The sequence below is a fragment of the Actinoallomurus acaciae genome (genome assembly GCF_042429965.1).
Taxonomy (GTDB): Bacteria; Actinomycetota; Actinomycetes; order Streptosporangiales; family Streptosporangiaceae; genus Actinoallomurus; species Actinoallomurus acaciae.
On record NZ_JBHLZP010000236.1, the window covers coordinates 650 to 13,125 of the forward strand.

Sequence of the window (12,476 nt, forward strand, 5' to 3'; positions counted from 1 at the left end):
CGCTGCGGGCGGTCTGCCCGACGATCGCCACCACCGGGACATGATCGAGCTTGGCGTCGTACAGGCCGTTGAGCAGGTGAATCGCACCGGGACCGCTCGTCGCGAGACAGACCCCGGGCTTCCCGCTGAACTTGGCGTAACCGGTCGCCGCGAAGGCGGCCATCTCCTCGTGGCGGGCCTGGACGAACCGCGGCCGGTCATCGGCCCGGCCCAGCGCGGCGACGATCCCGTTGATCCCGTCGCCCGGATAGCCGAAGATGTGCTCCACGTCCCACTCGCGCAGGCGTTCGAGCAGGTAATCGCCGACAGTGGGCGCCATGACAGATCCTTCCGAGGTGGCGGACGCTCTGGAGAGTCCGCTTCCCGGGCAGCGCGATTGAAACCTGGCGCACGGGTAACCGATGTCATATGTCCGAGACCCTTCTCCGCGATCTTGCGGCACGCGTCGACGGTGAGGTGCGGTTCGACGCCGGGTCTCGCGCCGACTACGCCCATGACGCCTCCAACTACCGGCAGGTGCCGATCGGCGTGGTGGTGCCCCGGAACATCGAGGCGGTCGTGGAGGCCGTCGCGGTGTGCCGTGAGCACGACGTGCCGGTCTTCTCGCGGGGCGGGGGCACGAGCCTGGCGGGGCAGTGCTGCAACACCGGAGTGGTGATCGACTGGTCCAAGTACTGCCGTCGCCTGGTGTCGGCGGACCCCGAGCGGCGGCGGGCGGTCGTCGAACCGGGCGCCTGCCTGGACGACCTCAACGCCGAACTCTCCACGTTCACGCTGATGGTGGGCCCGAAACCGTCGACGCATGACACGTGCACGATCGGCGGGATGATCGGCAACAACTCCTGCGGTGCCTCGGCCCAGGCGCACGGGAAGATGGCCGACTCGGTGATCCGCATGGAGGTGCTCACCTACGACGGCGCCCGGATGTGGGTCGGGCCGACCAGCAGGGAGGAGTACGAGCGGATCCTCGCCGGGGGAGGGCGGCGAGCGGAGATCTACCGGGCGCTGCACGAACTGGCGGACGAGAACCTCGCGCTGATCCGTACGCGCTACCCGGACATCCCGCGCCGGGTCTCGGGCTACAATCTCGACGCGCTGTTGCCCGAGAACGGCTTCGACCTCGCCCGCGCCCTCGTCGGCAGCGAGTCCACGCTGGTGACCGTCCTGCAGGCGGAGATCAGGCTGGTCCCGGTACCGCCGTACCAGTCCCTCGTCGTCCTCGGTTACGACGACATCGCCGCCGCCGGCGACGCCGTACCGACCGTCGCCCGGCACGAGCCGCTGGCCCTGGAGGGGATCGACGCAACGCTCATCGACCTGGCCCGCGTCGAGCACGTGGCGAAGGAGGGCGCGCTGGAGGACCTGCCCGAAGGGGCGGGGTGGCTGATGGTCCGGTTCGGCGGCGACACGCGGGAGGAGGCCGACGAGCGCGCCGACCGGCTGCTGTCCGACATTCACCGTTCCGAACACGGCCCGGGGGTGTCCTTTCTGGACGACCCGGATGAGGAGGAACGGCTGTGGAAGGTCCGCGAGGCCGGTCTGGGCGCGACCGCGTACCCTCCCGGCGGCCCGGACACGCATGAGGGCTGGGAGGACGCGGCGGTGCGCCCCGGCCGGCTGGGCGACTACCTGCGCGACTTCCGCGCTCTGCTGGAGGAGTTCGGTTACGGGTCGGCGTCGCTGTACGGGCACTTCGGCCAGGGGTGCGTGCACACGCGGATCGCCTTCGACCTCGAAGATCCGGGCGGGGCCGAGACGTACCGCCGGTTCGTCGAGCGCGCCGCGCGCCTGGTCGCCTCCTAGGGAGGGTCGCTGTCCGGCGAGCACGGCGACGGCCAGTCCCGCGCCGAGCTGCTGCCGATCATGTTCGGCGAGGAGATCATCCGGCTGTTCGGCCGGTACAAGAAGATCTTCGATCCGGGCGACCGGATGAACCCCGGAAAGGTCGCCTCACCCCGGGAGGCCGAACACCCGGCGGGCACGCCGGGGGTGTTCCGGCTGGATGAGAACCTGGACCACCTCGGCTACCACCCCGTCGAGCCGCGCACCTACTTCCACTATCCCGAGGACCACGGCCGGTTCACGCACGCGGCGGCGCGGTGCGTGGGCATCGGCCGGTGCCGCTCCTCCTCCGGCGGCGTGATGTGCCCGAGCTACCGGGTCACCCGGGAGGAGAAGCACGCCACGCGGGGCCGCGCCCGGCTGCTGATGGAGATGATGCGCGGCACGCCCGGCGGCGGCGAGGACGCCGTCGTCACCGGCGGCTGGCGGTCCAAGGACGTGCACGAGGCCCTCGACCTGTGCCTGGCCTGCAAGGGATGCCGCAGCGACTGCCCGGTCAACGTCGACATGGCGACCTACAAGGCCGAGTTCCTGGCCCACCACTACCGGTGGCGGCCTCGTCCGCCGTCGCACTACTCGATGGGCTGGCTCCCGCTGTGGGCGCGGCTGGCCGCCGCCGCGCCGGGAGCGGTCAACGCCCTGACGCACGCGCCGGGGATCGACCGGGTGGTCAAGCGCGCGGGCGGCGTCGACCGCCACCGGGAGCTTCCCCGGTTCGCCGGCGAACGCCTGACCGACTGGTTCAAACGACGCGGAGGCGCGCAGACGGACGGGCCGCCGGTCGTCCTGTGGCCCGACTCCTTCACCAGCAACTTCCATCCCGCGATCGGCCGGGCCGCCGTCCGTGTCCTGGAGGCGGCCGGGTTCCGGGTCGAGATGCCGCCCGTCCCGCTGTGCTGCGGGCTCACCTGGATCTCCACCGGGCAGCTCGCCACCGCCGGGCGGGTGCTGCGCCGCACCGTCGACGCCCTGGCGCCCCGCCTGCGCGCCGGAGTGCCGGTGATCGCACTCGAACCCAGCTGCGGCGCGGTGTTCCGTGCGGACGCCCCGCAGCTGCTGTCCGGCGACCCGGACGTCGAGCGGCTCGCCGGGCAGACCCGTTCCCTGGCCGAGTTCCTCCTGGACCGGGCGCCGCAGGCGATCACCGCGCCCCCGCCGGGCACGGGTCGTACCGCCATCGCCCAGACGCACTGCCACCAGCACGCCATCTGGGGGTTCGACGCCGATACTGAGGTGCTCGAACGCGCCGGCGTCCAGGCGGAGGTGCTGGACGCGGGCTGCTGCGGTCTGGCCGGCAATTTCGGGTTCGAGCGCGGCCACTACGAGGTCTCCGTCGGCGCCGCCGAGCTGGGGCTGTGGCCGGCGGTGCGTGACGCCGACCCCGGCACCACCGTGCTCGCCGACGGCTTCTCCTGCCGCACCCAGATCGAGGCCGGCACCCGGGCGAGGCCCCGGCACCTCGCCGAACTGCTCGCGGAGCTGCTGTGCCCGGAGGAGGCCGGCGAACGCGGCGCCGCGGTCACGGCGCCGACCGAGGTCTCGTGACCGAGCTCGCCGCGTCGGCCTACACGATCCCGGCGAATGTCCCCGAGGCGGACGGCACGCTGGAGTGGAACTCGACCACCCTCGTGCTGGCCGAGGCGAGCGCCGAGGGCCTCACCGGCATCGGCTGGACGTACGGGCCCGCGGGCATCGCACAGGTGATCACCGGGCTGCTCGCCCCCGAGGTCGCCGAGAGCGGCGTGCTGAACCCGCCCGCCGCGCATGAGGGCATGTGCCGCGCGGTCCGCAACGCCGGGCGCCCCGGCATGTGCGCCATGGCGATCTCGGCCGTCGACTGCGCCCTGTGGGACCTGAAGGCGCGCCGCCTCGGCCTGCCGCTGCACCGCCTGCTCGGCGCCGTCCACGAGGAGGTGTCCGTGTACGGCTCCGGCGGCTTCACCACCGAACGCGTCCTGAGCGACAACGGCGCGGCCTACCGATCCCAGGCCCGGCACCAGGCCTGCGCCGAGCCAGGCATCGTCCCGAAAAAGACCCGGCCCTACCGGCCGCAAACCAACGGTAAAGCCGAACGCTTCCACCACACCCTCCCCGACGGCCGGGCCCCGGGCCGCTTCTACCGCTCAGAACAAGCCCGCCGCAAAGCCCTCCCCGCCTGGCTCCACTTCTACAATCACCACCGACCCCACACCACAACCGGCGGCCAACCACCCATCACCCGCTTGACCAACGCCCCTGGGCAGCACACCTAGCCCGACGACGGCGATCCGAGTCGGTTACGAGACCGCCTCCCAGATGCGCCGCCCATGCTGGACGGCCCCGCCGGCGTCAGTCGCCCGTGATGGGTATCTCGGCGAACAACGACGTCCCGGCGTGGGCCGGGCTGCTGATCTCGAATCTGCCGCCGATGGCCTCGACGCGGTCCCTGATGCCGAGGAGACCCGACCCGCCGGTGACGTCGGCTCCTCCCACGCCGTCGTCGCGGATCGACAGCCGGATGGTGGCGCCCTGGACCGTCAGGTCGACGCGGACGACGGACGCGTCGGCGTGCTTGGCCACGTTCGTCAACGCCTCCGACACGACGTGGTAGGCGGTCACCTCGCTCCGCTCGGCGACCCGGCCGACGCGGATGTTGAGCTCGACCGGGACCGGGGAGCAGCGCGCGAGCGCCTTGATCGCCGGCCCGAGCCCCTGTCTGGACAGCAGTGCCGGATGGAGCCCCCGGGCGAGTCCCCGCAGGTCCTCCAGCGCCTCGTCCAAGGTGCGCACCGTGCGGCGCAGCACTCCGTTCACCTCGTCCGGGCGGGTCGGCGGCGTGGCCGTCGTGGAGCGCAGTTCGAGCAGGAGCGCGACCAGATGTTGCTGGACCCCCTCGTGAAGATCACGTTCGATCAGCCGCCGGGTCGCGTCGGCCGCGGCGAGCACCCGGGCCCGTGAGGCCTCCAGCGCCGCGTGGCTCTCGGCGTTCACGATGGCGGTGACCAGCAGGTCGATGAAGTCGCGCATGCGGCTTTCGGCGTCCTCGGGCAGCGGCTCGGGCGCCGAGACGACGATCACCGCGCCCCACAGGCGCCCGCCGACCGTGACGGGGCAGCCGACGGCGGACGTGGCCCCCCTCTCCCGTAGCGAGGTGGCGAACTCGCCGGCGAGCACCGGGACGCTCACGGGTTCCACCCGTCCCGCCTCACCCGTCCGCGCCACCAGTTCCGCGGCACTGCCGGGCTCCAGCGGCCAGCGGCCCCTCGGCGGCGTCGCGGCGGCCGAGTCCCGGTCCCAGATTCCGACATTGGACGCCGTCCCACCGGGCTCGTACCGGATCACCGCGGCATGGGGAGCCTCCAGGAGCTGTCCCACCTCGCGGGCGACCGCGCCGAAGACCTGCTCCGGCGGGGCCTCCTGGGCGACGAGCGTCGCCAGGCGCCGCAGCGCGACCTGCTGGGCCGCGGCCCGCTCACGTTCCCGCGCCGCCTGCAGCGTGATCTCCAGGGACGGCACCACCCGCTCCCGGAGACGCCGCACCGTCGACCTCGGCAGGCCGGCGGGGACGAGGAGCGAGGCCGCCGGGACGCCGCGGTCGTGCAGCGGGAACGCCACGAGCCGTCCATCGCCGGAGACGGCACCGCGCTTGATCGCCGCGTACGGAAGCCCGAGCGCCTGGGAGAGGAGCCGGGCGGCAGCCGGTTCCGCGGCCTTGAGGTCCGGCGTCTGCAGGAGAGCACGCGCCATGTCGGCGGCCAGGTCCGCCTCCCCGCGAGCGTCGATCTCGACGGCCAGCGACCGGGCCAGCCGGGAGATCGAACCGGCCAGCAGCGTGACCCCGAAGAAGACCGCGAGCACGGTCCAGTCCTCGGCCTTGCCCAGGGTCAGGCTCCCCTGCGGAGGGGTGAGGAAGTAGTCCAGGGCCAGGGTGCTGATGACCGCGGTCGCCATCCCGAGCCACAGGCCCCAGACGGCCGCCACCGCGACGATGCCCAGCAGATATACGACGCCCAGCGACCGCGCGGGCGTGATCTGCGTGAGAAGCCGGGCGAGAAGCGTTTCAAGGACGACGCACAGGATCGCGACCACGATCCCCAGCAGCAGGGGAGGGCGGCGGTTCCAGCGGCCCACGAACGAGGCCAGGCCCGAGGGCATAACTCAATGTACTCGCCGCCCGGCGATTCGCTCGTCCAGCAGGGCGGAGAGCGGTGGAAATCGCCGTCTTGTGCGTGTGGGGCGATCGTTCCCCCGGGCTCAGCGCATGATCGTCGTCAGTACGTCGGACCCGAGCCCCAGAAGCAGCTGGGCGTGCAGGCGATGGTAGATCATCCGGCCCTCGCGGCGGGAGGTGACCAGGCCGACCTGGCGCAGGCGCTTGAGATGCCGGGATACCTGAGGCTCGGAGATGCCCATTCGGACCGCCAGCTCGGACGTCGTGATCGGCTCGCCGAGCAGGTGACGGCACATCTCGAAGCGGCCGGGCTCGGCGATGGCGGCGAGCCGGTCGCGGATCAGGGACTGCGGGACCGCCGGTCGCTGCTCCCAGTCGCCGCCCACGAAGTGCACGACGAACGGCAGGCCGGGGTCCAGCTTGAGAATGAGGTGCGGCCAGCCGTGCAGGGTGGGGACGAGGAAGCACCCGTGGTCGCTGACCTTTCCGAACGCCGACTGCAGCTTGTCGTAGCGGACGCGCGCCGGCCGCTCGGTGACGCTCGCGGTCGGCGTGACCGAGGCCAGGACGGTGGCCGGCGGGTCCCGGCGCAGCTGGCCGCGCACCCGTGCCGCCGTGTCCTTCAGATGCGGGCCGACGCGCCGCCACTCGGCCTCGAAGAAGGTGTCCGCACAGCGTTCGAGCGTCTCGACCAGCCCGGCGCGGAACGCCTCGGGGTCATCGATCAGGGCACGGGCGAGCTCGCCGCGCGAGAAGGACCGGCGCTCGCTGGCCTTGATGAACGCCCGCTGCCGGGCGGCGTCGTGCAGGTCGTCGATCCCCTCGAAGGACGTTCCACGGATGCCGCTCGCCGCGAGCGAGACGAACATCGGCTGGGCATAGGCTGCCAGGGTGTGCAGCTCGGCGGGCAGATCGCGGTCCAGCGGCCCGCGCAGCGGGAACAGCAGCCGGCAGCGGTACCGCGCCCACAGCGGGGCGTACTGGTTCAGCCGCTGGACGAGGGAGTCGGGGATGCGCTCGCGCACCGACGCCAGCCACGCCCTCGACTCCGGGTGGTGCTCGGGCTCGGCCAGCGCGTGCAGGCAGGCCAGCAGCTCGGACATCGGTGAGGCTCCGGCCGTGAAGTGCACGGGCAGAGCCTCATCGACGTCGAGCGTTACCACCACGCCTGCATATTAGGGCGCGGCCCCGATCACTCCGGCAGGACGTGCACCCGCAGCCACGAGGGGTGCTCGGGGGAGAGGTGGACGGTGTTGACCGCCACCACGCGCCGCCGCTCCGTGGCCTCCGACCCGCCCGTTCCCGGGTTGACGTCGAAGCGCGGGAAGTTGCTGGAGGAGACGTCCAGCCGGATCCGGTGCCCCGCCGCGAAGAGGTTGGCGGTGTCCGGAGCCGGCACGGTGATCGCGTACACCTCGCCCGGCCGCATCGGCGACGGCTCCGTGTAGGAGTCGCGGTAACGGCAGCGCAGGATCCCGTCGGTGAGGTTCATCGCGTAGCCGTTGGGATAGTCGTCGTTCGGCGGGTGCACGTCGATCAGCCGGACCGTGAAGTCGGTGTCGGGCGCGCTCGACGACACCGACAGCCGCACCTCCACCGGACCCGCCAGCACGACGTCCCGTTCGAGGGGCTCGCTCTGGAAGACCAGCACGTCCGGGCGGCTCGCCAACGGGAGGTACGGCGGCTCGCAGCCGAAGGTCTCCTCCGTCGGCGTCTGGTCGAACGCCCCGCCCACCATGACGGGCTCACCCGAGGTGATCTGCCCGCCGATCGTCGGTACCGGGTGCGCGGGGTCGAAGTCGTACTCCAGCCGGTCGTCGGCGCCCTCGGCCGGCGGCTCGGTGCTCAGGTCCCCCCGCTGCCGCAGGTACAGCCGGAGCGGCGTGGACTCGGGCGGCGGCCAGTCTCCGGCCGTACGCCAGCGCCCCCCGTGGTCGAGGCGCCCTTCGGCGGTCCGCCGCCCGCCGCCACCGCCCATCACGAAGTACCGGACGGGCGGGTCCTCCTCCGGAGCCTCGGTGTCATCCGGCCGTACGCCGAGGTGCCGGGCGAACCAGCGGCCACGGAAGTCCAGGTAGTCGGCGGCGAGGTTGCCGTCGAGCGTCGCCTCGGGGCCGAAGTCGACGTCCCCGGAGTGGCGGACGCTGCGCGCGCCGTGGGTCCACGGCCCGATGACGAGGTACGCGGGACTGGACTTGACCGCGCCGAGCCGCTGGAAGTTCTCCACGGCCGTCCGGACGTACGGGTCGTACCAGCTCACCATGTGCAGGCTCGGCACGTCCGGGAACCGGTCGTAGTAACCACGGCCGAACAGCCCCAGCTGCTGCCAGAACTCGTCGAACGCGCCGCGTTCCCACTGGTGCAGCAGGTAGTCCTCGTACTCCGGCGTCGCCCGGAGCGGCGACGCGCCGCGCCGCCAGGGCATGGCGTGGAACCAGGCGCGCAGGTCCTGTGACCGCAGGGCGGCGGCCACGACCGGGTCGCGCTGGGCGGTGAGGCTGCCCAGCGCGTGCCGGTACGCCCACGTGGCCTGCTTGAGCTCGAAGGCGCCGCCCATGCGGATCCCCGCCTCGTACGCGCTGGCGAACCCGCCGGAGTCGACGAACATCGCCGCGAGGTGGGCCGGGGACAGCGCCGCGAGCGCGGTCTGCGCGTGCGCGGAATAGGAGACGCCGGCGGTGGCGACCCGGCCGTCGCACCAGTCCTGCGCGGCGATCCACTCCACGGTGTCGTAGCCGTCCGCGGCCTCGCCGAGGTACTTCACGAACGTGCCACCGGAGTCCCCGCGCCCCCGGCAGTCCTGCCGTACGACGTTGAACCCCTGCCGGGCGAAGTAGGCGGCGGACTCGTCCGGCATGATCGGCCGGCCGTCGCGGCCGAGACCGTCCGACTCGCGACGGGCCCGCCGCCCGTACGGCGTGCGCTCCAGGAGCACCGGGCGCCGTTCCGGCCGTGAACCGGTGGTGTAGAGATCCGCCACCAGTTCGACGCCGTCGCGCGCCGGGGTCCGTACGACCCGCCGCCACACCGAGCCCCCGTCCGGCAGCGGGATCCGATCCGCCGCCGGCTCCGTGTTCACCGATGTCATGTCCTCGGCTCAGCTCCCCAGCTGGCTCTTCAGCGCGGGCCACGCGGAGACGAGGCCGTCCGCCGGCGCCTCGGTGAACCACTTCTTGTAGATCCGCAGGAACGTGCCGTCGCCGACCATCGCGCCGACCTGCGCGTCGATCGCCTGGAGCAGCCTGGTGTTCTTCTTCTGCACCGCCATCGAGGTCGGGTGGTCGACCGGGGCGGAGATCGCGATCTTCAACTTCTTGTACTGCTTGAGGTAGGCCTCGGCGTCCGGGCCGCCGACCACGAACGCGTCGAGGTTGCCCGACAGCAGCTGCGAGACGGCGGCGTTCTGGTTGGAGAACTTGATCTCCTTGGCGCCGGTCATCCGCTGCTCGATGAACGTCTCCTGCACGGTGCCGGTCACGACGCCGACCTTCTTGCCGCCGAAGGCCGTGACCTGGGAGGCGCTCTCGTCCGTCCGCGTGACGACGGCGGTGGTGCTCCAGTACAGGGCCTTGGTGAAGGAGACCTGCCTCTGGCGTTCGGCCGTGACGCCGAGCCCGCTGGCGGCGAGGTCGTACTGTCCCGAGGTCAGGCCCTGCAGCGCGGCGGGGACCGTGCTGGCCTTGTAGCTCACCTTGAGCTTGAGCCGCCGGGCGACCTCGTCCGTGATGTCGACGATGAACCCCTGCGGGGCGCCGCCCTTGGACGCGCTGGCGAACGGGGGCTGGTCGGTGGAGACGGCCGCCTCGATGGTGCCCGCGGTCTCCAGGCCGTACGGGTCGTCCTTGGAGGATCCGCCGCCGCAGGCGGTGAGGGACAGGGCGGCGGCCACGCCGACCGCGAGGACCCGGGTTCTGATCATTGTTCTTCCTTCGGAGGTGGGGGACTCAAAGGACCTGTGCGAGGAACTCGCGGAAGCGGGCGCCCGGAGGGTCGTCGAGGAGCGCGCGGGCCTCGCCGTCCTCGGCGATCAGCCCCTCGTCCATGAAGATCACACGGTCGGCGGCCTCCCGGGCGAAGCCGATCTCGTGGGTGACCACGACCATGGTCATGCCGGATCCGGCCAGCTCGCGCATTACCGCCAGCACCTCTTTGACCAGCTCGGGGTCGAGTGCGGAGGTCGCCTCGTCGAACAGCATCACCTCGGGACGCATCGCCAGGCTCCGCGCGATCGCCACCCGCTGCTGCTGCCCGCCGGACAGGTTCGCGGGCCGGTGACGGGCCACGTCGCCGAGGCCGAGCCGTCCGAGCTGGGCGTACGCGATCTCCTTCGCCTCGGCCTTGGAGATCCCCTTGACGTGCCGGAGCGCGAGGGTGACGTTGTCCAGCGCGGTGAGGTGGCCGAAGAGGTTGAAGTGCTGGAACACCATGCCGATCCGGGTCCGCGCGGCGTCGATGTCCACGCCGGGGTCGGTGAGGGTCACACCGCCGACCGTGACGCTGCCCGCGGTGGGGGCCTCCAGCAGGTTGAGGCACTTGAGCATGGTCGACTTGCCCGACCCCGAGGGACCGAGCACGCACAGCACCTCACTGGGCGCCACGTCGAACGTGACGCCGCGCAGCACCTCGTCGCGGCCGTAGGACTTGCGCAGGCCCCGCACACTGATCGCCGAGCCCGCACCGACCGGGAGGTCGGCCGGAGTGGGCGGGGAGGCGGGCTGGTTGGTCGGGGTGGGCCGGGAGGTCGGTCGGGGCTGGTTGGTCGGGGTGGGCCGGGAGGTCGGTCGGGGCTGGTTGGTCGGGTTACGCTCGTCGGGGGAAACAGGCGTCATGCTCATCCTTCCGCGAGTGCGGGTTCGGGACGTGGCTCGTCCGCGCCCGCCGGTGCGGGTCGGCCCTCCCGCATCCGGCGGTCGAGCCAGTTGACGAAGTACGTCAGCGGAATGGTGATGACGAGGTAGCAGAGGCCCGCGGCGACCAGCGAGGACGCGTTGTAGCTGGCGGCCTGGCGCTCCTGCGCGATGAAGTACAGCTCGCGCTGACCGACGCCGAGGCCCAGCAGGTAGACCAGGGAGCTCTCCTTGACGTCCACGATGAACTGGCCGGTCAGCGCGGGCAGCACGTTGCGGACGCCCTGCGGCACGATGACGAGCCGCATCGTCTTCAGGTAGGACATCCCGAGGCTGCGGCCCGCCTGCATCTGCCCGGCGGGCACCGCCTGGATGCCCGCGCGGAAGATCTCCGCGCAGTACGCCGCGGAGATCAGGCCGACGGCGACCACCGCGTACCCGAGCGGGCCGCGCCCGAACGGCCGGATGCCCGCCGCCGGCAGTCCAAGGCCGATCAGGCTCACCGTCACGATCGCGGGCAGCCCGCGGAACACGTCCACGTAGATCCGGGCCGGGAGCCGGACCAGCCGCCGGCGCGACAGCAGCAGAACCGCCAGCAGCATGCCGCAGACCAGGCCGAAGACGATCGCCAGCACCGCGATCAGGAGAGTGTTCCGCAGCCCCTCGCCGAGGAGTGACGGCAGCGCACCGGCGATCTCCGACCAGTCGAAGAACGTATGGAAGAAGTCGTGCACGGCCGCTCCGATCTCATGTCTTGCCGTTCACCCCGGGTGCCGTAAGCGCTCCGCAGCATAGGGGCGGCCCAAGCCGCTGACCGGGACGATTGCGCCTAAGTGGTAATTGATCCTACGAACGCCGCGGCGGGCGCCGGACAGCGCGCGTCTCTCCCGGTACGGCCGCGCCGGATCTCTCTCAGGAGGTACGGATCTTGAGGTGGCGCCCGGCCACGTGCAGGTCCCGCTCGATGCGCGCCGCCGTGTCGCGGAGGGGCGGGAGGAGGGACTCACGGGCCTGCCCGGCTGTGAGCCGGCCGGCGTGCATCGAGACGTTGATGGCGGCGACCACCCGGCCGTCGCGGTCGCGGACCGGGACGGCGATGGACCGCAGGCCCTCCTCCAGCTCCTCCTCCACCAGGGCGTGACCGTCGCGGTCGGCCTGGTCGAGAATCGCGTCGAGCCGCGCGGCCGAGGTGACGGTACGGGGGGTCAGCGGCCGCAGGTCCGCCCGCCGCAGGCGCTCCCCGCGCTCACGTGACGGCAGACCGGCGAGCAGGACACGTCCCATCGACGTCGCGTGCGCGGGAAACCTCGTCCCCAGCGTGATGTCGACGCTCATGATCCGGACGGTGGGAACGCGGGCCACGTACTGGATGTCATCGCCCACCAGAACGGCCATGGACGCCGAGTCGTGCACCCTCGCGACCAGGGAGGCGAGGTGAGGCTGGGCGATCTCCGGCAGCGTCAGCGCCGACAGGCGGGCGAAGCCCAGGTCCAACACGCGCGGCGTCAGCCGGAACAGGCCGTCCTCGGCGACCACGTAGCCGAGGTGCGCCAACGTGATCAGGGAGCGCCGTGCCGTGGCGCGGGCCAGGGCGGCGGCCTCGGCGACGGCGGTGAGCGGCAGCGCGGCCCGCGACC

Annotated in this window: 9 protein-coding genes and 3 pseudogenes; 4 read left to right on the forward strand and 8 right to left on the reverse strand. The window is 72.1% G+C overall.

Translation table 11 applies throughout. The features are described 5' to 3' along the window. A partial coding sequence (locus ACFFNX_RS27365; RefSeq protein ID WP_378208300.1) for a thiamine pyrophosphate-binding protein occupies positions 1-319 on the reverse strand: 319 nt, incomplete at its 3' end. A gap of 89 nt (positions 320-408) precedes the next feature. Between ACFFNX_RS27365 and ACFFNX_RS27370 the strand changes: the two are divergent. The 4 genes and pseudogenes from ACFFNX_RS27370 to ACFFNX_RS27385 all read left to right on the forward strand — a co-directional run. Then, positions 409-1,887 (forward strand): annotated as a pseudogene (locus tag ACFFNX_RS27370) (FAD-binding oxidoreductase); the annotation flags it as partial. 255 nt (positions 1,888-2,142) lie between these two features. Next, entirely contained in the window at positions 2,143-3,387 is a 1,245-nt protein-coding gene (locus tag ACFFNX_RS27375; RefSeq protein ID WP_378208303.1) for a (Fe-S)-binding protein, read from the forward strand. An 83-nt stretch (positions 3,388-3,470) separates the two neighbouring features. Then, positions 3,471-3,680: pseudogene (locus ACFFNX_RS27380) on the forward strand (enolase C-terminal domain-like protein); the annotation flags it as partial. A 96-nt stretch (positions 3,681-3,776) separates the two neighbouring features. Next, a pseudogene (locus tag ACFFNX_RS27385) lies at positions 3,777-4,094 on the forward strand (integrase core domain-containing protein); the annotation flags it as partial. Positions 4,095-4,170: 76 nt separating this feature from the next. On the opposite strand, the gene ACFFNX_RS27390 reads toward ACFFNX_RS27385, so the two are convergent. The 7 genes from ACFFNX_RS27390 to ACFFNX_RS27420 form a co-directional block, all read right to left on the reverse strand. Continuing rightward, positions 4,171-5,976, reverse strand: a complete 1,806-nt coding sequence (locus ACFFNX_RS27390; RefSeq protein WP_378208278.1) for a sensor histidine kinase — start codon at positions 5,974-5,976, stop codon at positions 4,171-4,173. Between the two features lie 99 nt (positions 5,977-6,075). Then, entirely contained in the window at positions 6,076-7,158 is a 1,083-nt protein-coding gene (locus ACFFNX_RS27395; protein ID WP_378208281.1) for an ArsR/SmtB family transcription factor, read from the reverse strand. Between the two features lie 26 nt (positions 7,159-7,184). Continuing rightward, on the reverse strand, positions 7,185-9,071 hold the full coding sequence (locus ACFFNX_RS27400) for a CocE/NonD family hydrolase (RefSeq protein WP_378208284.1): 1,887 nt from the start codon (positions 9,069-9,071) through the stop codon (positions 7,185-7,187). A gap of 18 nt (positions 9,072-9,089) precedes the next feature. Then, positions 9,090-9,911, reverse strand: coding sequence for a substrate-binding periplasmic protein (locus tag ACFFNX_RS27405; RefSeq protein ID WP_378208287.1), 822 nt, complete (start codon positions 9,909-9,911; stop codon positions 9,090-9,092). A gap of 25 nt (positions 9,912-9,936) precedes the next feature. After that, positions 9,937-10,821 carry an ATP-binding cassette domain-containing protein gene (locus ACFFNX_RS27410; protein ID WP_378208290.1) on the reverse strand — a complete coding sequence of 295 codons (885 nt, stop codon included), beginning with the start codon at positions 10,819-10,821 and terminating at the stop codon, positions 9,937-9,939. Positions 10,822-10,823: 2 nt separating this feature from the next. Beyond that, positions 10,824-11,573 carry an amino acid ABC transporter permease gene (locus ACFFNX_RS27415; RefSeq protein WP_378208293.1) on the reverse strand — a complete coding sequence of 250 codons (750 nt, stop codon included), beginning with the start codon at positions 11,571-11,573 and terminating at the stop codon, positions 10,824-10,826. A gap of 178 nt (positions 11,574-11,751) precedes the next feature. Continuing rightward, the coding region (locus tag ACFFNX_RS27420; protein WP_378208297.1) for an IclR family transcriptional regulator domain-containing protein at positions 11,752-12,476 on the reverse strand (725 nt) is incomplete at its 5' end.